Annotated in this window: 22 protein-coding genes, 1 tRNA gene and 1 pseudogene; 11 read left to right on the plus strand and 13 right to left on the minus strand. The window is 61.2% G+C overall.

The window, feature by feature from the left end; translation table 11 throughout:
• Positions 1 to 4: 4 nt before the first annotated feature.
• Positions 5 to 1,006, plus strand: coding sequence for a magnesium transporter (locus INF73_RS09135; RefSeq protein WP_045630063.1), 1,002 nt, complete (start codon positions 5 to 7; stop codon positions 1,004 to 1,006).
• Here the strand turns inward: INF73_RS09135 and hpxK are convergent.
• From hpxK to hpxU, 7 genes are all read right to left on the minus strand, one after another.
• Entirely contained in the window at positions 972 to 2,234 is a 1,263-nt protein-coding gene (gene hpxK / locus INF73_RS09140) for an allantoate amidohydrolase (protein WP_193540447.1), read from the minus strand. The two genes, INF73_RS09135 and hpxK, sit on opposite strands and share 35 nt — an antisense overlap.
• Positions 2,231 to 3,472 carry an alanine--glyoxylate aminotransferase family protein gene (locus tag INF73_RS09145; RefSeq protein WP_193540445.1) on the minus strand — a complete coding sequence of 414 codons (1,242 nt, stop codon included), beginning with the start codon at positions 3,470 to 3,472 and terminating at the stop codon, positions 2,231 to 2,233. Before INF73_RS09145 ends, hpxK begins: the two co-directional genes overlap by 4 nt.
• Positions 3,473 to 3,485: 13 nt before the next feature.
• Positions 3,486 to 4,223 carry an amino acid ABC transporter ATP-binding protein gene (locus INF73_RS09150; RefSeq protein ID WP_008499843.1) on the minus strand — a complete coding sequence of 246 codons (738 nt, stop codon included), beginning with the start codon at positions 4,221 to 4,223 and terminating at the stop codon, positions 3,486 to 3,488.
• Positions 4,204 to 4,860: an amino acid ABC transporter permease gene (locus INF73_RS09155; RefSeq protein ID WP_193540491.1), complete on the minus strand. Its 657-nt coding sequence runs from the start codon at positions 4,858 to 4,860 to the stop codon at positions 4,204 to 4,206. The genes INF73_RS09150 and INF73_RS09155 overlap by 20 nt, the downstream gene beginning before the upstream one ends.
• Positions 4,860 to 5,525, minus strand: a complete 666-nt coding sequence (locus INF73_RS09160) for an amino acid ABC transporter permease (RefSeq protein ID WP_041912033.1) — start codon at positions 5,523 to 5,525, stop codon at positions 4,860 to 4,862. Before INF73_RS09160 ends, INF73_RS09155 begins: the two co-directional genes overlap by 1 nt.
• Positions 5,526 to 5,529: 4 nt before the next feature.
• A complete protein-coding gene (locus tag INF73_RS09165; RefSeq protein ID WP_041910577.1) occupies positions 5,530 to 6,312 on the minus strand; it encodes a transporter substrate-binding domain-containing protein in 783 nt (260 codons plus the stop codon).
• 191 nt (positions 6,313 to 6,503) lie between these two features.
• Positions 6,504 to 7,343, minus strand: a complete 840-nt coding sequence (gene hpxU, locus INF73_RS09170; RefSeq protein WP_193540443.1) for a MurR/RpiR family transcriptional regulator HpxU — start codon at positions 7,341 to 7,343, stop codon at positions 6,504 to 6,506.
• A gap of 143 nt (positions 7,344 to 7,486) precedes the next feature.
• On the opposite strand from hpxU, the gene hpxW reads away from it, so the two are divergent.
• The 4 genes from hpxW to hpxZ are packed head-to-tail and all read left to right on the plus strand — an operon-like array spanning position 7,487 to position 11,046.
• A complete protein-coding gene (gene hpxW / locus INF73_RS09175; protein ID WP_193540441.1) occupies positions 7,487 to 9,070 on the plus strand; it encodes an oxamate amidohydrolase in 1,584 nt (527 codons plus the stop codon).
• Positions 9,071 to 9,080: 10 nt separating this feature from the next.
• Positions 9,081 to 9,269, plus strand: coding sequence for an oxalurate catabolism protein HpxX (gene hpxX, locus INF73_RS09180; RefSeq protein ID WP_025912972.1), 189 nt, complete (start codon positions 9,081 to 9,083; stop codon positions 9,267 to 9,269).
• A complete protein-coding gene (locus tag INF73_RS09185; protein WP_193540439.1) occupies positions 9,266 to 10,663 on the plus strand; it encodes an AtzE family amidohydrolase in 1,398 nt (465 codons plus the stop codon). The genes hpxX and INF73_RS09185 overlap by 4 nt, the downstream gene beginning before the upstream one ends.
• On the plus strand, positions 10,660 to 11,046 hold the full coding sequence (gene hpxZ, locus INF73_RS09190; RefSeq protein WP_193540437.1) for an oxalurate catabolism protein HpxZ: 387 nt from the start codon (positions 10,660 to 10,662) through the stop codon (positions 11,044 to 11,046). The genes INF73_RS09185 and hpxZ overlap by 4 nt, the downstream gene beginning before the upstream one ends.
• Positions 11,047 to 11,088: 42 nt before the next feature.
• On the opposite strand, the gene puuE is transcribed toward hpxZ, so the two are convergent.
• From puuE to INF73_RS09205, 3 genes and pseudogenes are all read right to left on the minus strand, one after another.
• A complete protein-coding gene (gene puuE / locus INF73_RS09195; protein WP_370567528.1) occupies positions 11,089 to 11,988 on the minus strand; it encodes an allantoinase PuuE in 900 nt (299 codons plus the stop codon).
• Positions 11,942 to 12,776: pseudogene (hpxA, locus tag INF73_RS09200) on the minus strand (allantoin racemase). The gene puuE and the pseudogene hpxA overlap by 47 nt, the downstream one beginning before the upstream one ends.
• Complete coding sequence (locus INF73_RS09205; protein ID WP_193540431.1) at positions 12,776 to 13,492, minus strand: GntR family transcriptional regulator; 717 nt, start codon at positions 13,490 to 13,492, stop codon at positions 12,776 to 12,778. Before INF73_RS09205 ends, hpxA begins: the two are co-directional and overlap by 1 nt.
• A 144-nt stretch (positions 13,493 to 13,636) precedes the next feature.
• Here INF73_RS09205 and INF73_RS09210 point away from each other — a divergent pair, with 144 nt between their 5' ends.
• Positions 13,637 to 15,133, plus strand: coding sequence for an NCS1 family nucleobase:cation symporter-1 (locus INF73_RS09210; RefSeq protein ID WP_193540429.1), 1,497 nt, complete (start codon positions 13,637 to 13,639; stop codon positions 15,131 to 15,133).
• A gap of 101 nt (positions 15,134 to 15,234) precedes the next feature.
• On the plus strand, positions 15,235 to 16,551 hold the full coding sequence (guaD, locus tag INF73_RS09215) for a guanine deaminase (RefSeq protein WP_193540427.1): 1,317 nt from the start codon (positions 15,235 to 15,237) through the stop codon (positions 16,549 to 16,551).
• On the opposite strand, the gene uraH is transcribed toward guaD, so the two are convergent.
• Together uraH and uraD are read right to left on the minus strand one after the other, a co-directional pair.
• The gene (gene uraH / locus INF73_RS09220; protein ID WP_193540425.1) at positions 16,531 to 16,854 is read right to left on the minus strand and encodes a hydroxyisourate hydrolase; all 324 of its coding nucleotides are present in this window, start codon (positions 16,852 to 16,854) and stop codon (positions 16,531 to 16,533) included. The two genes, guaD and uraH, sit on opposite strands and share 21 nt — an antisense overlap.
• Entirely contained in the window at positions 16,851 to 17,351 is a 501-nt protein-coding gene (uraD, locus tag INF73_RS09225) for a 2-oxo-4-hydroxy-4-carboxy-5-ureidoimidazoline decarboxylase (RefSeq protein WP_193540423.1), read from the minus strand. The genes uraH and uraD overlap by 4 nt, the downstream gene beginning before the upstream one ends.
• 239 nt (positions 17,352 to 17,590) lie before the next feature.
• Here uraD and hpxO point away from each other — a divergent pair, with 239 nt between their 5' ends.
• The 3 genes from hpxO to INF73_RS09240 are packed head-to-tail and all read left to right on the plus strand — an operon-like array spanning position 17,591 to position 20,742.
• Positions 17,591 to 18,745, plus strand: a complete 1,155-nt coding sequence (gene hpxO, locus INF73_RS09230) for an FAD-dependent urate hydroxylase HpxO (protein WP_166720871.1) — start codon at positions 17,591 to 17,593, stop codon at positions 18,743 to 18,745.
• A 15-nt stretch (positions 18,746 to 18,760) separates the two neighbouring features.
• Positions 18,761 to 19,795 carry a molybdenum cofactor-independent xanthine hydroxylase subunit HpxD gene (gene hpxD, locus INF73_RS09235; protein WP_041910590.1) on the plus strand — a complete coding sequence of 345 codons (1,035 nt, stop codon included), beginning with the start codon at positions 18,761 to 18,763 and terminating at the stop codon, positions 19,793 to 19,795.
• Positions 19,796 to 19,806: 11 nt separating this feature from the next.
• Positions 19,807 to 20,742, plus strand: a complete 936-nt coding sequence (locus INF73_RS09240) for a PDR/VanB family oxidoreductase (protein WP_193540421.1) — start codon at positions 19,807 to 19,809, stop codon at positions 20,740 to 20,742.
• Between the two features lie 44 nt (positions 20,743 to 20,786).
• Here the strand turns inward: INF73_RS09240 and INF73_RS09245 are convergent.
• Positions 20,787 to 20,874, minus strand: a tRNA-Ser gene (locus tag INF73_RS09245).
• Positions 20,875 to 21,153: 279 nt separating this feature from the next.
• Here INF73_RS09245 and INF73_RS09250 point away from each other — a divergent pair.
• Positions 21,154 to 22,290, plus strand: a complete 1,137-nt coding sequence (locus INF73_RS09250; RefSeq protein ID WP_193540489.1) for a D-alanyl-lipoteichoic acid biosynthesis protein DltD — start codon at positions 21,154 to 21,156, stop codon at positions 22,288 to 22,290.
• Positions 22,291 to 22,335 lie beyond the last annotated feature (45 nt).

Genomic DNA, 22,335 nt, shown 5'->3' on the forward strand with positions numbered 1-22,335 from the left:
CACTATGTCTTACGCTATTCACAACCACAACCTGGCATTCAATGACAGCGCGGTCGCGCAATATATGAATACCGATTTTATTGTTCTCGACGTTTCATTATGCGTGGCGCTGGCGCGCGAGCAATTCTTCGAAAAATTAAAAGACGATGATATTCCGTCGCATATTTTTATTGAAGACCATGGACGCCTGGCGGGCATGATTGCGGTACGCAAATTATTGCAGGTCACAGATACCGTGCAGCCAATTAAAAGCCTGATGATTTCGCAGTTTTTGCAGGTGAAACCGGAAGATGAACGAGCCGATGTCGCCGGACTTCTGGCCCACGGCGACGCGGACGTGGTGCCCGTGGTCACCCACGGCAAGCTCGTCGGCTGCCTGACCGAGCGCGAAATCGCCCATCTGCTGGAAGATGACGTCACCGAAGACGCCCAGCTTCAGGGGGCGACGCTGCCGCTGGAGAAGCCCTATCTGGAAACCAGCGCCTTCAGCCTGTGGAAGAAACGCTCCGTATGGCTGCTGCTGCTGTTTGTCGCGGAAGCCTACACCAGCTCGGTGATCCAGCACTTCGAAGAGGCGCTGGAGTCTGCCATCGCGCTGGCGTTCTTTATTCCGCTGCTGATCGGCACGGGCGGCAACAGCGGAACGCAGATCACCTCCACGCTGGTGCGCGCCATGGCGCTGGGTGAAGTGCATCTGCGCGACGTAGGCCGCGTGCTGCGCAAAGAGATGACCACCTCGCTGATGATTGCCGTGACGCTCGGTATTGCCGGGTGCATCCGCGCCTGGATGATGGGTATCGGGCTGGAAATCACGCTTATCGTCAGCCTGACGCTGGTATGCATTACGCTCTGGAGCGCGATTGTGTCGTCAGTGATCCCGATGGTGCTCAAGCGCTGCGGCATTGACCCGGCGGTCGTCTCCGCGCCGTTTATCGCGACGCTTATCGACGGTACCGGGCTGATTATCTACTTCAAGATCGCGCAGTATACGCTGGGGCTGGAGTAACGCGATCCGCCAGCTGAATCACCGCACGCGAAAACGTCTCAATCGCCAGCGCAACATCCTCAGCCATCACCGATTCCGCCGGGTGGTGGCTGACTCCGCCCCTGCAGCGCACGAACAGCATGCCCACCGGCCAGCGTTCCGCGATAGCAATCGCATCGTGGCCCGCGCCGCTGGGCAGCGACAGCGAGCGTCCCTGAACCGATTTGACGGCCTCCCCCAGCACGTTCTGCAGGTGCAGATCGCACGCAGTGGCGGCAATGCGGTAAAACTCCTCGGCGCTAAATGCCAGCCCGCGGCGCGATGCGATCGCCCGAGCATGTTCCAGCAGGTCGTTGAGCAACCTGTCCAGCGGTGCATCCTGCGGGCCGCGAATATCGAGCGAGAGCTGAACCTCACCGGGGATCACGTTGACCGCTCCCGGCAGACAGCGCAATTCCCCGACCGTCGCCACCAGGTTGCCGCCCTGCTGTCGGGTAGCGTTTTCAATGATAACCATCCACTCGGCGGCGGCGGCCAGCGCGTCCCTGCGGTGGAGCATCGGCACGGTTCCCGCATGTCCGGCCTCGCCGGTGAAGCGACAGTTCAGGCGACGGGCGCCGTTAATGGCTTCCACCACGCCAAGCGCGAGCGCCTCCTGCTCAAGGCACGGCCCCTGCTCAATATGCAGCTCGAGATAGGCGCTGAAATCTTCCTGACGCCTTGCGGCATGCGACACGCGGGCAGGATCGAGCCCCGCCAGGGTCATCGCCTGCGCCACGCTGATGCCGCTGGCGTCGGTTTTTTCCAGCCAGCCCTGCGGCCAGGTGCCCGTCAGCCCCCGGCTGCCTAACAGCGTAATGCCGAAGCGGGTGCCCTCTTCATCGCAAAAGCCGACAATCTCGATGGCCTGCGCCAGATGCACCCCCTGCTGATGCAGGCTGTCCACCACTTCAATGGCCGTGAGCACCCCGAGCATGCCGTCGTAGCGTCCCGCGTTGCGCACGGTATCCAGATGCGATCCAAGCAGCACCGCCTGCGTCCCTTCCTGCGCCCCCTCATAGCGTCCACAGATGTTGCCCACGCTGTCCTGCCAGACGGTCATGCCCGCCTGGCTCATCCACTGCCCCACCAGCTGGTTGGCCTGCTGATGCTGCACCGAGAGATAGACCCGGGTCAGCGCATCCGGGGTTTCGCTGATGGCGGCCAGCGCGTCGGCGCGGGCCATCACCCGTTCTGCCGCCGGGCTCATTGCGGCGTCTCGCGGCGATAGTGGTCCCACGCGGCCTGCATCGCCGCGCCCTGCGTGGTGGTGAATTTCAGGTAGTTCAGCACCGACTCCAGCGCGCTCAGGGTGGTCATCACGCAGTCCTTGCGCGCGTTGTAGCCCATGGTGCCGATGCGCCACACCTTGCCGTGCAGCGGGCCAAACGAGGTGCCGATTTCAATCCCGAAATCCTCCAGCATCAGCTTACGCACCTGGTCGCCGTTGATGCCCTGCGGGATGACCACGCCCAGCACGTTGTTCATCTTGTGCTTCAGATCGCCAAAGGTCTCCAGCCCCATCGCCTGAATGCCCTTCAGCAGCGCATCGCCGTGCAGCCTGTGGCGGGCGATGCCGTTATCCAGCCCTTCCTGCAGGATCAGACGCGCGCACTCGCGGGCGCCAAACAGCGCGGTGGTCGCTTCGGTGTGGTGGTTGAGGCGCTCCGGCCCCCAGTAGTCCATCACCATGCCGAGATCGAAATAGTTGGAGTAGATCATCTCCTCGTCGCCGTCGCGGTGGGCGTCGGTGCGAATGCCCTCCTCAACGCATTTGCGGCGGCGGATCGCCTCCTCCATGCGCGCGCTCAGGGTGATCGGCGACGTGCCCGACGGGCCGCCGAGGCACTTCTGCATCCCGGCCGAGACGGCGTCCAGCCCCCATGCGTCGGTCTCCAGCGCGTTACCGCCGAGCGACGCGGTGGCATCGGTGTAAAACAGCACGTCGTAGCGTCGGCAGATCGCACCCAGCTCCGCGAGGGGCTGCAGCATGGTGGTAGAGGTGTCGCCCTGCACGGTCAGCAGCAGGCGCGGACGAATACGCTTAATCGCATCCTCCACCTGGTCCGGGGTGAACACCTCGCCCCACGGCACCTCGATGGTATGCACCTCCGCGCGGCAGCGGCGGGCAATTTCGCACAGCAGGTGGCCAAAGCGGCCAAAGACCGGCACCAGCACCTCATCGCCCGGGCGGATGGCGGAGACCAGAATGGCCTCAATTCCCGCGCGGGAGGTGCCGTCCACCAGCATCGTCCAGCGGTTTTCGGTGCGGAACACGCCGCGATAGAGCGCCATCACCTCGTTCATGTAGTGGGTCATGGCCGGATCGTACTGGCCGATCAGCTGGCTCGACATGGCGCGCAGCACGCGGGGGTCGGCGTTGATCGGCCCCGGCCCCATCAGCAGGCGCTGGGGCGGGTTGATTTGCGGAAAGCGTGCGATATCCATTGTTCAGTCCTTATCAGTTGAGGCCGCGCACGGAGGAGATGAACTGCTTCAGTTCCGTGGTCTGCGGGTTGGCGAACAGCGTTTTGCTGTCGCCCTGCTCCCAGACTTTCCCCTGGTGCATAAACACCACGCGGTCGCCCACTTCGCGGGCAAAATTCATTTCATGGGTCACGAGAATCAGGGTCATCCCCTCGGCCGCCAGCTGCTCCAGCACCTTGAGCACTTCGCCCACCAGCTCCGGGTCGAGCGCGGAGGTGATCTCGTCACAGAGTAAAACTTTAGGCGACATCGCCAGCGCGCGGGCAATCGCCACGCGCTGCTGCTGGCCGCCGGAGAGGCTCGACGGGTAGTAATCCAGACGATCGCCAAGCCCCACTTTCTCCAGCATGCGCTGCGCCAGTTCGCGGCATTCGGCGGCGCTTTTCTTCAGCACCCGACGCGGGGCGAGCATCACGTTCTCCAGCGCCGTCATGTGCGGGAACAGGTTGAAGCTCTGGAACACCATCCCCACCGAGCGGCTGATTTCGCGCGCCTGAGAATCCCGGTCGGTAATGGTCATGCCGCCCAGCTTGATGCTTCCGTCCTGATAGCCTTCCAGGCCGTTGATGCAGCGCAGCAGCGTGCTTTTGCCCGATCCGCTGCGCCCGATAATGGAGATCACCTGGCCCATATCGATATCCAGATCGACGCCCTTGAGCACGTGGTTATCGCCGTAGTACTTCTGCACCTGATTAATGGTGATGAGAGGCATTGAATTTGGTCTCCAGATAGCGGCTGTAGCGCGACAGCGGATAACACATAATAAAGTAGCCCAGCGCCACCAGCGCAAAGACCTTAAACGGCTGATAGGTCACGTTGGTCAGCATGGTGCCGGCCTTGGTCAGCTCGATGAAGCCGATAATCGACGCCAGCGCGGTGCCTTTGATCACCTGCACCGCAAAGCCCACCGTCGGGGCGATGCCGATGCGCAGCGCCTGCGGCGCCACCACGCGAAACAGGGTCTGGCCGAAGGTCAGGCCCAGGCAGCGCGAGGCTTCCCACTGCCCCTTCGGCAGGGCGCGAATGCTGCCGTACCAGATATCGAGCAGAAATGCGCTGGTGTAGAAGGTTAACGCCAGCGAGGCGGCGGTCCACGGCGAAACGTCGATGCCGAACAGCGCCACGCCGAAGAAGGCCAGGAACAGCTGCATCAGCAGCGGGGTGCCCTGAAACAGCTCGATATAGCCGCGGATAATGCGCTTCACCGTGCGCCCGCCCGTCAGGCGCAGCAGCAGGAGCGGCAGCGTTACCACCGCCCCGCCGACAAACGCCACCAGCGACAGCAGTACCGTCCAGCGTCCGGCCAGCAGCAGGTTGCGAATAATGTCCCAGTCGGTAAAGGTGGTCATCATGCCTGCACCCCCAGCCATTTGCGTCCTGCCGCCATCATCAGCTGGCGCAGGGTAATCGACAGCGCTAAGTAAATCCCGGTTGTCACCAGATAGACCTCAAAGCTCAAAAACGTTCTGGACTGGATCAGGTTAGCGGCGAAGGTCAGCTCTTCATACGAGACCTGCGACACCACCGACGAGCCGAGCATCACGATGATGCACTGGCTCACCAGCGCCGGATAAATGCGCTGCAGCGCGGGCGGCAGCACCACGCGAATAAACGTCTGCAGACGGGTCAGCCCCAGCACGCGCCCGGCCTCCCACTGTCCTTTCGGCGTGACCTGAATGCCCGCGCGGATAATTTCGGTGCTGTACGCGCCCAGGTTCACTACCATTGCCAGCAGCGCCGCCTCCCCCGCCGTCATCTTCAGGCCAAGATTCGGCAGGCCGAAGACGATGAAAAACAGCTGCACCACAAACGGCGTGTTGCGGATGATCTCCACGTAGCCGCCCCAGATCCGGCTGTACCAGGTGGTGCGTCCGCTGCGGATCGCCGCGCCGAAAATCCCGATTGCCAGCCCGCCGACGGTTGCCATTACCGTCAGCTGAATGGTGACCCACAATCCCGCCAGCAGCTCCGGCCAGTGCGGCCAGAGGGCTGAAAAATCAAGTTGCTCCGTCATCGGCTCAGGCGCCAAGGTTTGCCGGCAGCGGGGCCTTCAGCCATTGCTCGGACAGGCCGTTCAGCGTGCCGTCCTTGATGCCCTGCTCAATCAGCGCATCCACTTTTGCCTTCAGGGCCGGTTCGTTCTTCTTCAGGCCGATAAAGCACGGTGAGTCTTTCAGCATAAAGCTCGGCACCGGGGCTTTGTCCGCGTTCTGGCGCGAAATGGCCGCCACCACGAGGTTGCCGGTCGCCACGTACTGCACCTGGCCGGAGAGGTAGGCCGAGAGCGTGGTGTTGTTGTCTTCGTAGCGTTTCACGTTGGCGTCTTTCGGTGCCAGGCCGGTCAGCACCATGTCCTCCACCGCCCCGCGCGTCACGCCGATGGTTTTTCCGCTCAGCGCGGCGGCGTCCTTCAGCTCGGCCCCTTTCGGACCAAACACGCCGAGGAAGAACGGCGCGTAGGCGCGGCTGAAGTCGATTACCTTCTCGCGCTCCGGGTTTTTACCGAGGCTGGAAATGACCAGGTCCACCTTATCGGTTTGCAGGTACGGCACGCGGTTGGCGCTGGTCACCGGCACCAGCTGCAGCTTGAGCTTCATCTGTTTCGCCAGATAGCGCGCCATATCGATGTCGTAGCCCTGCGGCTGCAGATCCGTCCCCACCGAGCCAAACGGCGGGAAGTCCTGCGGAACGGCAATGCGAATGGTGCCGCGCTTCTCGATATCCTGAAGCTGGTCAGCTTTTGCGGGCAGCTGAGTGAAGAGACAGGCGGCCCCGGCCAGTGCAATTAACAGTTTTTTCATGGTGCTTCCCCGTAACGTTAACATGAAACAAAAGATTCTTTGAATGTGATTTTGCAACTAATGTGCCAGATAAGGCGAAGCGGGGAATTTTCTCTTAAAGCCTGATAAAACGCGGACGGGGCGAAAATACTCTCTATTTTCGCCCCGTTCAATTGCACCATTTCAATGCAAAGCACCAGTCTGATGCCCCATTATCGTTGTTCGAGTTCGTCCAGCTGCTGGTAGAGGGAGGCAATCTCGTGAATGCGCGGACGGCCTTTATCGAGAATGTCATGCAGGAAGGCGTTCGCCAGCAGGTTGATCAGGCTGTTGACCGAGGAATAGCTGTCATAGGCGGAGACGCTGTCCAGCGGGGCGCAGAGCTGCCAGCTCGCCAGCGGAAACAGGCTGTGGGCCTGCGGCTCGCACATCAGCAGCACCGGAATACCGCTACTCTGAAGCTGCTGCATCAGCGGACGAATGATGCGCGGGCGGCGGCGGAAGGCCATCATCACCACCAGATCGTCCGGCGTTAGGTCCACCAGCTCCTCGCTCAGGCTCTGGCCCGGCTGCGGCAGGACCAGCACATGACCGCGCGCCTGCAGCAGTTGCTGGCGCAGGTGGAGCGCCGCCGGATAGGCGTTACGCATGCCGATAATCACAATGCGCCGCGCCTTGACCATGCAGGCCATGGCGTCGGCAAACTGCTGCGCGTCAAGGGCATTGACCCACTGGGTCAGGTTCGCCATCTCCTGCTTGTAGTGGCGCGCCAGCAGCGTGTTGCCCTGCACCGCATCGCGATTATCGGTGAGCGGCATCCCGCTCTGGCGCAGGGTGCGCAGCTCGTCGCGCATATCCTTATATTTCTCATAGCCCAGACGCTTAAACAGGCGGCTGACCGTGGCTTTCGACACCCCGCTCAGCTGCGCCAGCTCGGCGCTGTTGTAGCTAATGAGGTCGTCAAAATGGTCGAATATAAAGTCTGCCACCCGCTGCTCCTGCGGCGACAGCGACGGGTATTGTGCTTTCAGACGTTCATCCAGTTGTTCCATAGCGCCTCTGTAACTTTTGTTTCATCACATTATACCTTTCTTTATACGTATTCATTATACGTGCCAGTTTATTGAAACTTTTCTTTCAGAACTGGAACAGCTTTTGCAGCGCCTTGTGACTTTCAGTGTCACGAGGACTTCTCATGCAAAGCAACGTCTCCACGCACGGCATGGCCGTTGCGCCCCACCATCTTGCCAGCCAGAGCGCGCTGGCGGTGCTGCGCGAAGGCGGCAGCGCGATTGAAGCGATGGTCGCGGCGGCGGCCACCATCGCCGTGGTTTACCCCCACATGAACGGGCTGGGCGGCGATGGCTTCTGGCTTATCGTGCCGCCAGAAGGCGACCCCATCGCCATTGACGCCAGCGGCGCGGCGGGATCGCGCGCGACGCTTGCCGCCTACGACGGGCACACGCACATTCCCCATCGCGGGCCGCAGGCGGCGCTGACCGTCGCCGGCACGGTGAGCGGCTGGGACGAGGCGCTGAAAGTCTCCCGCGAGATGACCGGCAAGTCGCTGCCGCTGGCCCGCCTGCTGGCCGACGCCATTGACTATGCGCAGCACGGCACCCCGGTCACGGCCTCACAGGCCCATGCCACGGCCAGTAAATTCGACGAGCTTAAGGCCATCCCCGGCTTCGCGGAAACGTGGCTGGTGAACGGTAAGCCGCCCCAGGTCGGGAGCCGTTTTTACCAGCCCGCCATGGCCTCAACCCTGACGCGCCTCGTAGAGGACGGTCTGGACAGCTTTTATCGCGGCCCGCTGGCGAACGTGCTGGCGCACGGCATGGAGACGCTGGGCATGCCCGTGACGCTGGCCGATCTTAACGCGCACGTTGCCCGGCGCACCGCGCCGCTGAAGCTGCAGCATCAGCAGGGGGAGATCTTTAACCACGCACCGCCGACGCAGGGGCTGGTCTCGCTGGCGATACTCGGCATCACCGACCGCCTGAATATGGCGGAGGCCGACGACGCGGACACCATTCACCGCATCGTTGAAGCCACCAAGCTGGCCTTTGGCCTGCGCGATGCCCACATTACCGACCCGCGTGAACTGAAAACCGAGATTCAGAAACTGCTGGATCCCGCCGCCCTGCTGGCGCTTGCCGACAGGGTTGACGACGGCCACGCCGCGCCGTGGGGAACCGGAAAAGGGCCCGGCGATACGGTGTGGATGGGGGTGATGGATAACAGCGGGCTTGCCGTGTCGTTTATCCAGAGTATTTATCACGAGTTCGGCAGCGGCGTGGTGCTGCCCGATACCGGCATCGTCTGGCAGAACCGGGGGGCGTCGTTCAGCCTCGACCCCGCTCATCTTCTGGCCCTCGCGCCGGGCAAACAGCCTTTCCATACCCTGAACCCGGCGGCGGCGCGTCTTAAAGACGGGCGCGTAATGGTCTACGGATCGATGGGCGGTGACGGACAGCCGCAAACCCAGGCCGCGCTCTTTACCCGCTACGTGGTTCAGGGCGTGCCCTTGCAGGAAAGCATTTCCCGCCCGCGCTGGCTGCTGGGGCGCACCTGGGGACAAACCTCAGACACGTTAAAGCTGGAAGGACGCTTTACCGCAGAGACGGTCTCACGGCTTCAGGTACTCGGACATGAGGTAGAAATATTCCCTGACTTCAGTGAAGCGATGGGCCACGCGGGCGCGATTGTCCGCCACCCCAACGGGCTGTTCGAAGGGGCATTTGACCCGCGCAGCAACGGCGCGGCCGCCGGATTCTGAGGAGAAAAAAATGACGACACATCAGCCCGACTGGCAGGCGTATCTTGCGCAGATGGAATCCGTACTCGGCGTGACGCTGGATGACGCCCGGCGCGCCGAGCTGCAGCTGCAGTTCAGCCGCATTGCCAGCATGGCCGCCCCGCTGATGGCGCTGCCGCTCGACGACCGTCTGGAGATCGCAGGAGTGTATAAAGCATGACGCTACACGAGATGAGTATCAGCGACATTCAACAGGCGCTGAGCGCGGGCGAGCTGAGCGCCCATGAGATTGCCCGCCAGACGCTGGAGGCGATTGGGCGCGTTAATCCGCAGATCAATGCCTGGACCACCGTGACGGAAGCACGCATGCTCGCCGAGGCCGAGAACATCGACACCCTGCGCCGCGAAAAGCGCCCCCTGCCGCCGCTGGCGGGCGTGCCCTACGCGGTGAAAAACCTGTTCGACGTTGCCGGACACAGCACCCTCGCGGGCGCCGAGCTGTTCAGCCAGCGTCCCGCTGCGGCCGCTGACAGCTTCGCCGTGCGCCAGCTGCGCAGCGCGGGCGGACTGCTGTCCGGGATGGTGAATATGGACGCCTACGCCTACGGCTTTACCACCGAGAACAGCCACTACGGCGCGACGCGTAACCCGCACGACCTGACGCGCATTGCGGGCGGGTCCTCTGGCGGTTCAGCCGCCGCCGTGGCCGCCGGGCTGGTGCACTTTTCGCTCGGCACCGACACCAACGGGTCGATTCGCGTTCCGGCCTCCCTGTGCGGCATCTATGGCCTCAAGCCCACCTTTGGCCGCCTGTCACGATCCGGCAGCCATCCGTTTGTCGCGAGCCTGGATCATATCGGCCCCTTCGCCCGCCGCGTGTGCGACCTGGCGTCCGTGTACGACGCGCTTCAGGGGCGGGACAGCAGCGACCGTTTTCAGGCAGAGAGCTCACGCGAGCAGACGCGCCCCCTGCTAGACCGCGGGCTTGACGGCCTGCGCTGCGCGGTGCTCGGCGGCTACTTCACTACCTGGTGCGACGCACAGGCCAGAGACGCCGTGGCGCGGGTGGCGAAGGCGCTCGACGTGCAGGATGAGCTGCAGTTTCCGGACGCCGAGCTGGCGCGCTCCGCGGCGTTTATCATCAGCGCCTCCGAAGGGGGAAATCAGTACCTGCCCGCACTTCGCCGCGAGCCCGAGCGCTTTGAGCCGCACTCCCGCGAGCGACTGCTGGCAGGCGCGATGATCCCCTCCGCCTGGTATATTCAGGCCCAGCGGTTCCGCGCGCAGGCGCGGCAGGCGTTTCACGCACTGTTTGCCCAGGCCGACGTGCTGATCGCCCCCGCGACGCCGCGCAGCGCCACGCGGATCGGCGAGCAAACCATGGAGATTAACGGTCAGCCGCTCCCCATCCGCGCCAGCATGGGGATGCTGACCCAGCCGATTTCATTTTTGGGCCTGCCCGTGACCACCGTTCCGCTGCGCACCGCACATGGCGCGCCGATTGGCCTGCAGCTGATTGCCGCGCCGTTTAACGAGCAGGCCTGCCTGCGCGTCGCGCGCGTGCTGGAAGAGAGCGGCATCACCGATGCCCACCCGGCGGAGGTTGCAGCATGATCAATCACGATGACATTAACCTGCCGTGGGTGGTTGCCGAGGTGACCGCCTCGTTTTATCGCTATGAAGACGCGCTGGTGAGTAACAACATTGCCGTGCTGGACGAGCTGTTCTGGCACGACAAAAACACGGTGCGTCTGGGGGCGGGTGAAAACCTGTACGGGATCGATGAAATCCGCGCCTTTAGGGCGGCGCGCCCGTCTGCCGGGCTTCAGCGGACGCTGCGCCACACCGTGATTACCACCTTCGGGGAGGATTATGCCGTGTGCAGCACCGAGTTTACCCGTGAAGGTACGGAGCGGATTGGCCGCCAGCAGCAGACGTGGGTAAGGTTTGCCTACGGGTGGCGCATTGTTGCGGCGCAGGTGAGTTTGATGGTATAGACCGGGTAAGGCGCAACCGCCACCCGGCAAAACATCGCACAATTACTTCTGAAACGGATGCACTTCCCGCCAGTGGTCAGCAATCTGCTGGCGGGTACAGACCCACACCCGATCGTGCTGCTGCACGTAATCCAGAAACCGTTGCAGCGCGCGAAAACGTCCCGGCCTTCCCAGCAGGCGGCAGTGCATGCCGATGGACATCATCTTTGGCGCGCTCTCCCCCTCCTCGTACAGCACGTCAAAGCTGTCCTTCAGGTACGTATAAAACTGCTCGGCGGTGTTAAACCCCTGCGCGGTCGCAAAGCGCATGTCGTTCGCATCCAGCGTATAGGGCACGATCAGGTGCGGTTTGCGGGTGCCGTCGCCGCAGGCCACTTCCGTCCAGAAGGGCAAATCATCGCCGTAGTAGTCGCTGTCGTAGTCAAAGCCGCCGTGCTCCACCACCAGCTGGCGGGTGTTGGGGCTGTCGCGCCCGGTGTACCAGCCCGTCGGCGGCTTGCCGAACAGGTCGGTCAGAACGTGCACCGCCTTGTGCAGATGTTCGCGCTCCTGGCTGATGTCCATATTCTGATAGTGGATCCAGCGCCAGCCGTGGCTGACCACGTCGTAATCCGCGGCCTTGATCGCCTCAACAATCTCCGGGTGACGCGCCAGCGCCATCGCCACGCCAAAGACCGTCAGCGGCAGGCCGCGTTTTTGAAATTCATTGTGGATCCGCCAGAACCCGGCGCGACTGCCGTATTCGTAAAGGGAGTCCATCGACATATGTTTGTCCGGATAGCTGGCCGCGCCGATGATGTCCGACAGGAACTGCTCGGACCCGGCATCGCCGTGCAGAACGTGGTTTTCCGCCCCTTCTTCATAATTGAGCACAAACTGCACCGCGATACGCGCCTCATTCGGCCACCGCGCGTGCGGCGGGTTGCCCGCGTAGCCGCGCAGATCCCGCGGATAATCCTGTTCGAAAAGCCCCATACCACCCCCAAAAGTTAAAATGGATTCAATACCTGAAAATGCCCGCTTAACGGTTTGCTCTCCGGGAAGGCCAGATCCCCATGCTTGCTGGTCGACAGCCCCAGCGCCACCAGCGACTCCACCATCTTCACCGCCGCGCTGACGCCGTCGATCACCGGCACGCGCAGCTCGCGGGTCAGCTCCTGCGCCAGCGTCGCCATGCCGCCGCAGCCGAGCACGATGGCGCCGCAGCCATCCTCTTTCAGCGCCTGTATACAGCGCGCGCGCACCTTCTCCTGCGCCAGACCGCTGCCGTCCTCCAGCGCCAGCACCGGAAGGTCGATGGCGTGTAGCGCCGCGCAGTGGTCCTGAAAGCCATACTGGTGCAGAAGATGGCGGGCAATAATCAGCGTGCGCGGCAGCGTGGTGACCACCGAAAAGCGCGTCGCCACCAGCGTCGCCATATGCATAGCGGCTTCGGCAATGCCGATAACCGGCCCCTGCGCCAGCTCGCGCGCCGCCAGCAGGCCCGGATCGCCAAAGCAGGCAATCACGTGACCGTCCACGCCCTGCTCCCTGCCTTTTTTGATCTGTTCCAGGACACCAACGGCGGCGATGGCCTCATCAAAGTGGCCTTCTATAGACGGCACGCCCGCGCCCGGACAGACCGCGAGGATCTCCGTTCCCGGTGCCGCCACCGCGCGGGCCGCCGCGCCGATGGTTTCCGTCATGGCGAGGCTGGTGTTGGGGTTGATCACTTGTATACAGACAGACATTACGACTCCTTGTGGCCGGCAAACAGCCGGGCAAAATCAGGCAGGCACTCGCCCGCCCGCTCGAAGCAGAGGCTGGAAACGATGTGTTCAAAATGGTGCATGAGGGCATCGCTTAATGGCTCAAGCGCCTTCTGGCGCAGCAGATCCACCAGCTGTTCGTGATCGTTGCAGCGGCAGCCCTGACGCCACGGCGCGCCCCAGGTAGCAATCACCAGCGAGGAGCGCTGGCTCAGGCTTGTCACTATCTCCGTCAGCACCTGGTTACCGGAGATGGCCTGCAGTTGTATGTGGAAACTGGCGGAATGTCGGATTGCCGCCGGGCCGTCGTACGCCTCGTGCGCCTGCTGCTCCTGGCGAATAATGGCCTCCAGCGCGGCAAGGTGCGGCGGCTGACAGTGCGCCAGCACGTCCGGCAGGTTAGCGACCTCCAGCAGCGCGCGGGTGCGGAAGATGTGCCGCGCCTCTTCCACCGTCGGGCTGGCGACGTGTGCACCACGTTTGGGCGTCAGGGTGACCATTTGCACAGCGGCGAGTCGTTGAAGCACCTTGCGGATGCCCGTGCGGCTCACGCCAAACACCTCGGCCAGCGCCTCTTCCGGCAATTTGCTCCCCGGCAGCAGCTGATGTTCCACAATCGCGGTCATCAGCGCCTGGAAGATGGTTTCGTCTTTGTCATGCAGGTCTGGCGCGGTCTGCAGGGCGTTTATGTTGTTCATTCTCCACTCCGAATTTTACTTTCCGTTATCGAATCGTATACATAAAAATAAAATATTGCATACAAGATTTATTATTTTGGCCTGGATCCTGCAACACCGTTTGCACTCCCACTCAACGGGTTTTCATTCACAGGAGCAGGTTTCATGCCAAACAGTCAAAACGCACAGCAGAGTACGGCCGCTGATTCCGGTACGGTTTACAGCCCACGTCTTTGCAATGAGGATCTGGCACCGACGCGTGACCAGAACTGGAGCTGGTACAACATCTTTTCGTTCTGGATGTCCGACGTTCACAGCATGGGAGGTTACGTTGTTGCCGCGAGCTTCTTTACGCTCGGGCTGGCAAGCTGGCAGGTGCTGCTCTGCCTGCTGGTGGGGATCTGCATTGTGCAGCTGTGCGCCAACCTGGTGGCCAAACCGAGCCAGATGGCGGGCGTGCCCTATGCGGTGATCAGCCGTCAGGCGTTTGGCGTCTTCGGGGCCAATATTCCGGCGGTGATCCGCGGGCTTATCGCCTTTGCGTGGTACGGCATCCAGACCTGGCTTGCCGCCAACGCGCTGATGCTGGTGGTGCTGAAGTTCTGGCCTTCACTGGCGAGCCTTACCACCGGTGCCTTCCTGGGGCTGTCGCCGCTGGGCTGGATCTGCTTTGCCATCATGTGGGTCCTGCAGGCGATGGTCTTCTGGCACGGCATGAGCGCCATTAAGCGCTTTATTGATATCGCCGGTCCGGCGGTCTACGTGGTAATGCTGGCCCTCGCGGGCTGGATTGTATACAAGACCGGTTTCGACGGGATCTCCTTTACCCTCGCCAGCAAATCCCTGAGCGCGGGCGAGCAAACCTGGCAGATGATCACCGCGACCGCGCTGGTGGTCTCCTACTTCTCCGGCCCGCTGCTCAACTTTGGCGACTTCTCCCGCTACGGCAAAAGCATGGGTGAGATCCGCCGCGGCAACCGCTGGGGGCTGCCGTTTAACTTCCTGCTGTTCTCCATCGTCACCGTGGTGATTGTCTCCGGTACCCAGTCGCTGTTTGGCCGCATGATCACCGACCCGATCGAAACCGTCAGCCGCGTAGGTAACGATCTAGCCGTGGCGATTGGCCTGCTGACGATGATCACCGCCACCATTGGGATCAACATCGTCGCGAACTTTGTCTCACCGGCGTTTGACTTCTCTAACTGCTCGCCGCAGAAGATCAGCTTCCGCACCGGAGGGATGATTGCCGCCGTCGGCTCGATCCTGCTCACCCCGTGGAACCTGTTCAACTCGCCGGAGCTCATCCATTACACCCTGGACGTGCTCGGAGCGTTTATCGGCCCGCTGTTCGGCATTCTGATTGCCGATTTCTACCTGATTAAGCGCGGCAAGGTGTCGGTAGACGATCTGTTCGACGACACGCCAAAGGGCAAATACTGGTACCGCAACGGCTTTAACCCGAAGGCCATTGGCGCGCTGATCCCATCCGTTGCCGTAGGTCTGGTGATTGGCTTTATCCCGGCCCTGCATGAAGTGGCAAACTTCAGCTGGTTTATCGGCGTCTTCCTCGGCGGCGTGACCTACCGCTGGCTGGCGCGGGAAGAGCGCGAGACGGCAGGCGCGGCCTCGTTCAGCTCCCGCGTGGCGACGCAAAAAGAGTAACCTCTCCCTCCGGCCGCAGTTTATCTGCGGCCCGTTCATTCTGGCACCGTTCTTGCTGAGCTTTTTCACCCCGCTACGCAAACACTAAGGCAGGACCCACGATGGAATACCAGACTGCGATACGCGGTGCATTTTTCGATATCGCCCAGGTCTGCGACAGCGCAGACGCGATTGCCCAACACGCCCGCTACCTTGAGGACGGGCTACTGTTTATCCAGAACGGAAAAATTCTGGCGCAGATGCCGTGGCAGGAGGGCGAGCAGTATCTTGACCCTTACAAAGGCTATACCGACCTGCGCGGCAGGCTGCTGCTGCCAGGTTTTGTCGACACCCACGTTCATTACCCGCAAACGGAGATGATCGGCGCCTTTGGCGAACAGCTGCTGGAGTGGCTGACCACCTACACCTTCCCGGTGGAGAGCCAGTTTGCCGATGAAGCCTACGCGAAAGAGATCGCCGAATTTTTCATTAACCAACTGGTGAGCAACGGCACCACCACCGCGCTGGTGTTTTGCACGCTGCATCCGCAATCGGTAGAAGCGCTGTTTACCGAAGCCTTGCGCCTGAACATGCGCCTTATCGCCGGAAAGGTAATGATGGACCGGCACGCGCCGGACTACCTGAGCGAAGATGCAAAGCAGAGCTACCGGCAGACGCGGGAGCTGATCCAGCGCTGGCATCAACGGGGTCGGCTGGGGTATGCCATTACGCCACGCTTTGCCCCAACGTCCTCACCCGAGCTGCTCGCCGCGGTCAGCCTGCTCAGAGAGGAGTTTCCGGATACCTGGCTGCAGACCCATCTCAGCGAAAACCCCAACGAAGTGGCCTGGGTGAACGATCTCTGGCCGGAGCACGAGCGCTATCTGGACGTATATCACCACTACGGCCTGACCGGCGAGCGCAGCGTGTTTGCCCACGCGATTCATCTGCACCACAGCGAGTGGCAGTGCCTGCACGACACCGGTTCGGCGGTGGCGTTTTGCCCCACCTCAAACCTGTTTCTCGGCAGCGGGCTGTTTCGCCTGCCCGCCTGCTGGCAGCACAGGGTGCGGATGGGCATCGGCACCGACGTCGGCGCGGGGACGACCTTCAGCATGCTGCGCACCCTGGGAGAAGCCTACAAGGTCGGCCAGCTTCAGAGCTACCGCCTGCGTGCCAGCGAGGCCTTTTACCACGCCACGCTGGGCGGCGCGCACGCCCTCAGGCTGGACGATAAGATTGGCAACTTCGCGGCAGGCAAAGAGGCGGATTTCGTAGTTATCGACCCCAACGTCACGCCGCTGCAGCGCCTGCGCAATCGCCGCTGTCAGGATATCTACGAGCAGCTTTTTGTGCTGATGACCCTGGGCGACGAGCGCAACATCAGCGAGACCTGGGTCAACGGCGAGCGGGTATGGTCAGCTGCCCCGGTAGGTTGACCACCCGCCGGGGGCAATCACAAACGGCAGATGGAAATGCTCGTCTGCCGCTTCTCCCGTCACAAAATCAATTTGCGCGCAGGGATAGATCGTCTCCCGGCCGGTTGCGCTAAACCACGCCCCGATCTCCGCCACCAGCCGATAGCGGCCTGCGGGCAGGAAAGGGACAAATTCGGTGATGCGACCATTAGCGTTGGTCACGCCCGTCGCCATGATTTCGCCCTCCCGTTCGAGATGAACCGTCACGCCCGCTGCGGGTTTGCCCGTTGAAATATCGAGAATATGGGTGCTGAGCGTGCTCATTCGCTAATCACTCCTTCCAGCCGCAGCAGCGTAATTTCCCGCAGCTGTTCCAGCGCCGCCTGAACTTCCTGCACGTCGCTGTTTTCCAGCCGCGCGCGCAGGGCCTGTAATATCTCCTCGCCGCTGCGGCCCTTCGCGCGGATCAGAAATACGCGCCCAAAGCGGGCTTCGTAGCGGGCATTGCCTTCACGCAGCGCCTGCGCAAGCGCCGCGTCCCGGTCATTCACCGCGCCCTGCTCCTGGCGCGACAGCGCCGCCTCCGCCGCTGAACCCGCGGGCTTTTCCCCAATGCGCGGATGGGCGTTCAGGGCTTGCGTTAATGCCGCCTCGTCCCAGCGCAGCATCAGCGCCTGCACCGCGATCGTCAATTCACTCCGGCTCGGGTAAGGCCGACCGTAAACCAGCGCCTCAGCCCAGCCGGGGAGCGCCACGCAGGGGGTGAGCAGCGCGAGAGCCTCTTTCTCAGGAAGATGATTGAAGTCGTTCAGTGCGATCATAGTGTCTCCTTTATTGTCCTCCTCCGGGTTGTTGCACAAACCACGCCACTCTTGTCGCCGATGTGAAACAGTCGATTCTGTATGGCTGGACAGGAAATTATTGATTCATAAAAAGGCATATTCACCGTGTTTGCGCACCTTAGCAGTGCAAACTCACCTCCCACAACGCCGTTTTCGCCACTCTGCAGCCTGGTACGCAAATTGCTGAATGTTTTTACACCCTGCAAAAGGAGAGAAGCATGAAAGCAATCGTCATTGGCGCGGGTATTGGCGGCCTGAGCGCTGCCGTCGCGCTAAAGAAAGCGGGCATCGACTGTACCGTGTTCGAAGCCGTAAAAGAGATCCGGCCCGTCGGGGCGGCCATCTCCATCTGGCCTAACGGCGTGAAGTGTATGCAGCACCTCGGCATGGGCGACATCATCGAAACCTACGGCGGTCCGATGCGTTTTATGGCCTACAAGGATTACCGGCGCGGCGACACCCTGACCCGCTTTAGCCTTGCCCCGCTGGTTGAGCGTACCGGAGGGCGTCCCTGCCCCGTCTCGCGCGCCGAGCTTCAGCGGGAAATGCTGGACTTCTGGGGGCGCGACAAGGTGCAGTTCGGCAAGCGCGTGGAACACGTTCATGAAGACGACGCGGGCGTAAGCGTGACCTTTACCGATGGCACCACGGCAACAGGCGATTTTCTGATTGCCGCCGACGGCAGCCACTCGGCGGTTCGTCCGTACGTGCTGGGCTATACCCCGGAGCGCCGCTACGCCGGATACGTGAACTGGAACGGGCTGGTGAAGATTGACGAAGAGATTGCCCCGGCGCACCAGTGGACCACCTTCGTTGGCGAGGGTAAACGCGTGTCGCTGATGCCCGTCTCCAACGGACGCTTCTATTTCTTTTTTGACGTGCCGCTGCCCGCGGGCCTGGCGGAGGATCGCACCACCCTGCGCGCCGATCTCACGGGCTACTTCCGCGGCTGGGCGCCGCCGGTACAGAAGCTTATCGCCGCGCTGGATCCCGATACCACCAACCGCATTGAAATCCATGACATCGAGCCGTTCGACAGCCTGGTACGCGGCAACGTCGCGCTGCTCGGCGATGCCGGGCACAGCACCACGCCGGATATCGGCCAGGGCGGCTGCGCGGCCATGGAGGACGCCGTGGTGCTGGGCGAATGCCTGCGTGAAAACCACAACATTACGCTGGCGCTGCGGCAGTACGAAGCCCTGCGCTGCGACCGGGTGCGCGACCTGGTGCTGAAAGCGCGTAAACGCTGCGACGTCACCCACGGGAAAGATATGGCGTTGACGCAGGCCTGGTATCAGGAACTCAAAGAGGAGACCGGGGAACGCATTATCAACGGTCTGTGCGAGACCATTCAGGGCGGCCCGTTAGGCTGAACAAGAGGGACAACGATGAAAAGAGAACCGACACCACCCGCCCACTGCACGTTTGAGCCAGAGGACTGGCTGCGCCTGGCGAAATGCTGGCATCCGGTTGCGCGCGCCTGCGACGTCGGCCCGGCCCCCGTCAAGGCCACCCTGCTGGATGAACAGCTGGTGATTTACCGAATTAACGACCAGGTCGTGGTTGCCCGGGACGTGTGTCCGCACCGCGGCGTGCCGCTGACGCTCGGCTTTCACGACGATCACGGGATTATTTGCCCCTACCACGGCTTACGCTTTGGTGAAGACGGCCGCTGCAACCGCATTCCGTCCAGCCCCGACCAGCCCGTTCCGGCGAAGCTGAACCTGATTAACTACGCGGTGGAAGAGCGCTTCGGCCTGATCTGGACCTGCCTGGCGTTTGACCCGGACAATCCCGTGCCGCTGCCCACCATGCCGCACTGGAGCGACGACGGATTTCAGCAGATCAACTGCCCGGCGTTTGAGGTGAACGGCTTCGCCGGGCGCCAGGTGGAAGGGTTTCTGGATGTTGCCCACTTTGCATGGATCCATACCGATACCTTTGCCGATCCCAATAATCAGCTTGTCCCTATCTATCAGCCGCAGGAGACGCCATTCGGTTTCGTGGCCGATTACTGGAGTTCCGTGAGCAACTATCCCGCCAGTTCACCCGTGCAGGCGCCAGAAGGGTTCCAGTGGCTGCGCCATTTTGAAATGCATCTGCCGTTTACCGCCACCCTGACGATTCATTTTCCGGGTGAATCGCGGCTGGTGATTATGAACGCCGCCTCGCCCGTCTCGTCACGGGTGACCCGCATGTTCGCGCCCATCGCGCGCAACTTTGATCTGCATATTCCGGTGGAGGACGTGCATGCCTTTAACCTGCGCATTTTTGAAGAGGATCGCCTGATGGTCGAAACACAGCGCCCGGAAAGTCTGCCGCTGGATCTCACTCTGGAAGCCCATATTCCGGCAGATAAAAGCTCGATTGCCTACCGTCGGGGACTGAAGAAGATGGGCTTTGGCGAATTTTTCCTGGTATGACGGAGGCCAATATGCTGAACGCGATCGTTGACGGGCTGTGGCGCGAGGGGGATAAAAGCCTCGCCGTCAGGCTGATGGCCGAAAACGGCGACGCGCTACCGGCGTGGCAACCCGGCGCGCACATTGATGTCCACCTGCCCTGCGGCGTGGTCCGCCAGTACTCTTTGACCGGGGCATGTGGCGACGAGAGCTATCTTATCTGCGTGGGGCGAGAAGCCGCCTCGCGCGGCGGGTCGCGCTACGTTCACGAAACGCTGCGTCCGGGCCAGAGGCTTTCAATCTCGGCCCCGCGCAATCTGTTTCCGCTGCATCAGGCTGAGCGGGTATTGCTGCTGGCAGCAGGGATTGGCATTACGCCGCTGTATGCGATGGCATTGCAGCTGAAAGCGACCGGAACGCCGTTTACGCTGCACTATTACGTCAGAAACCGGGAAAACGCGGCGTTTGCGCGCGAACTCTCGCAGTGCGGTGACTGCATTATTCATACCACCACCCCACGAACCACGCTGGCGGAGCATTTCCCCGCACCTGAAGCGGGGCTGCACGCGTGGGTGTGCGGACCTACGGGGTTTATGGAGAAAGCGCGCGATGTGGCGGCGGCGAAGGGATGGAATGACGCCCATATCCACAGCGAGGCGTTTCAGCCCGCTCCCCCTGTCACAAGCGGCGTCGCAGGCGAGATCTTTACGGTCAAACTTGCCTCCACCGGCGAGCGCTGGCCGGTGCCTGCGGATAAGACCATCGCTCAGGTATTACAGGAAAACGGCGTGGACGTGCCGCTGTCCTGCGAAATGGGGATCTGCGGCGCCTGCCTGACGCCGGTGATTGACGGCGTGGTGGACCACAGGGATAGCGTGCAGTCGGAGGCAGAAAAAAGTGCGGCTGACCAGCAGGTGGCGCTCTGCTGTTCGCGGAGTCACTCCGGGGAGCTGGTGATTGCGCTGTAAAACGAAAAAACCCTGCGATATTGCTATCGCAGGGTTTTCGAATTTGGCGGAAGCGTAGAGATTCGAACTCTAGAACCCTTTCGGGTCGCCGGTTTTCAAGACCGGTGCCTTCAACCGCTCGGCCACGCTTCCAAAGTGAGGCGCACTATAAACATCTATTAGCGCCTTGTAAAGCAGGAATTTTTCTATTTTTGCCTGCAGGCGTTTGACTGCGCAAAAAGTCACCCGGACGCTTTCCTGCCCTCCCCCCTTCCCCCCTTGTACATACCGTTACACAGCAACGCTCATCCTTTTAAATCACCGTGGTATAGAATGCCAAAAAAAATAGACGGCCATGTGTTTTGTAATGGTAATAAATCCGGGTAATGCGGGTTTTAACGCATTACTGTCATAGCGCCTTACTGGTTGATGATGAAAATCAAAAATACGTTTTGCTTACATATCCTGATGGCCGTTTTGGCCATTTTAGTCCTGAGTTTTCACCCGCTGGTGACAAGCTTTGATCCGCCGCTTAAATTCCAGCCGCTGATCAAGTCCATGGCAGGGACGACAAAAGAACAGGCGGAAAAAATAGCCACTATTTCCCATGCCCTAGAAGGGAATGCTATTTTCTTCCTTGGTGCGTCTGAGGTCGCCACCTCAGAAGAGGAACATTACGCCGTATTTAATTATTTTAATAAGCAATTGCACCAGCCCGTCGTGGCCTATGGCGATGCGTTTGTCGATGACGAAACGCAATTTTTACTTCTCTCGCGTTTTAAAGATAGCCTTAACGCAAACAGCAAAGTGGTGCTGCTTCTGGCGCCTGACGGCTTTTATTCAAAAGGCCTGCCGCCCGCTATCTATGCGGATAATTTTCCGGGCTCGATTTTTAATCCCCTGATGAAGGATCCGCAGGCGCGCCCGTTCCTGGTTAATTACCTGAAGCATATTGATGCAAAAGAGATAAGCCATTTAACCTTCGGGCAAATGCGTGTGTATGGCTGGCATCCGGCGCTGATGTGGGACGAGCTGAGTTTTCAGTTTGCAAACTTCTGCACCCTGATTAAAAACGACTGGCTGTCGCTGCTCAACATCAGGCCACAGACGGCGCAGCCCTGGCCTCAGCAGCCAACCGCCCGTCTTTCCCCTGACTGGGATAAAGCGCTGGCGAATGCCCGCGAGTTGAATAAAAAGCGCCATCAGAGCGCGGCCACGCTGTGGATGGACAAAACGATTTACGACGAGGACGGTAATCCGCAGCAGTGGGATGACACGCCGGTGGTGCCGGGGCAGTTCGCCGCGCTCAGGAAAACCGTTCAGCTTTTGAAAGCGCATCACGTGCAGGTGATTGCTATCGTCGACCCGGTTAACCCCTGGGCGCTTTACAATACCGACACCTTCCGCCCGTTCGATAAGCAGATTCAAACCATTCTGAAAGAGAACCAGATTCCGTATTTGGATATGTACGCCATGCCGTATCAGAACGGCTGGAACTGGGATCGTCTGCACCCTACCGAACTGGCCTGGGTGCCAATGCTTCGCTTTATTGCACAGAGTTTTAAATAATGAAAATCGCGATCCGTCTTTTTTGCCTTTATTTACTGCTGGCGA

It is taken from the genome of Enterobacter cloacae complex sp. P6RS, assembly GCF_014982245.1.
Taxonomy (GTDB): domain Bacteria; phylum Pseudomonadota; class Gammaproteobacteria; order Enterobacterales; family Enterobacteriaceae; genus Enterobacter; species Enterobacter bugandensis.

Coding starts and splice junctions, on each gene's coding strand:
- uraD (WP_193540423.1), bottom strand. CDS start 17,351: ATGATCGCACTGAACGACTTCAATCATCTTCCTGAGAAAGAGGCTCTC.
- INF73_RS09205 (WP_193540431.1), bottom strand. CDS start 13,492: ATGAACAACATAAACGCCCTGCAGACCGCGCCAGACCTGCATGACAAA.
- hpxW (WP_193540441.1), top strand. CDS start 7,487: ATGCAAAGCAACGTCTCCACGCACGGCATGGCCGTTGCGCCCCACCAT.
- INF73_RS09250 (WP_193540489.1), top strand. CDS start 21,154: ATGAAAATCAAAAATACGTTTTGCTTACATATCCTGATGGCCGTTTTG.
- INF73_RS09160 (WP_041912033.1), bottom strand. CDS start 5,525: ATGACGGAGCAACTTGATTTTTCAGCCCTCTGGCCGCACTGGCCGGAG.
- hpxO (WP_166720871.1), top strand. CDS start 17,591: ATGAAAGCAATCGTCATTGGCGCGGGTATTGGCGGCCTGAGCGCTGCC.
- INF73_RS09145 (WP_193540445.1), bottom strand. CDS start 3,472: ATGGATATCGCACGCTTTCCGCAAATCAACCCGCCCCAGCGCCTGCTG.
- INF73_RS09240 (WP_193540421.1), top strand. CDS start 19,807: ATGCTGAACGCGATCGTTGACGGGCTGTGGCGCGAGGGGGATAAAAGC.
- INF73_RS09210 (WP_193540429.1), top strand. CDS start 13,637: ATGCCAAACAGTCAAAACGCACAGCAGAGTACGGCCGCTGATTCCGGT.
- INF73_RS09155 (WP_193540491.1), bottom strand. CDS start 4,860: ATGACCACCTTTACCGACTGGGACATTATTCGCAACCTGCTGCTGGCC.
- guaD (WP_193540427.1), top strand. CDS start 15,235: ATGGAATACCAGACTGCGATACGCGGTGCATTTTTCGATATCGCCCAG.
- INF73_RS09165 (WP_041910577.1), bottom strand. CDS start 6,312: ATGAAAAAACTGTTAATTGCACTGGCCGGGGCCGCCTGTCTCTTCACT.
- uraH (WP_193540425.1), bottom strand. CDS start 16,854: ATGAGCACGCTCAGCACCCATATTCTCGATATTTCAACGGGCAAACCC.
- INF73_RS09185 (WP_193540439.1), top strand. CDS start 9,266: ATGACGCTACACGAGATGAGTATCAGCGACATTCAACAGGCGCTGAGC.
- INF73_RS09135 (WP_045630063.1), top strand. CDS start 5: ATGTCTTACGCTATTCACAACCACAACCTGGCATTCAATGACAGCGCG.
- hpxX (WP_025912972.1), top strand. CDS start 9,081: ATGACGACACATCAGCCCGACTGGCAGGCGTATCTTGCGCAGATGGAA.
- hpxD (WP_041910590.1), top strand. CDS start 18,761: ATGAAAAGAGAACCGACACCACCCGCCCACTGCACGTTTGAGCCAGAG.
- hpxK (WP_193540447.1), bottom strand. CDS start 2,234: ATGAGCCCGGCGGCAGAACGGGTGATGGCCCGCGCCGACGCGCTGGCC.
- hpxZ (WP_193540437.1), top strand. CDS start 10,660: ATGATCAATCACGATGACATTAACCTGCCGTGGGTGGTTGCCGAGGTG.
- INF73_RS09150 (WP_008499843.1), bottom strand. CDS start 4,223: ATGCCTCTCATCACCATTAATCAGGTGCAGAAGTACTACGGCGATAAC.
- hpxU (WP_193540443.1), bottom strand. CDS start 7,343: ATGGAACAACTGGATGAACGTCTGAAAGCACAATACCCGTCGCTGTCG.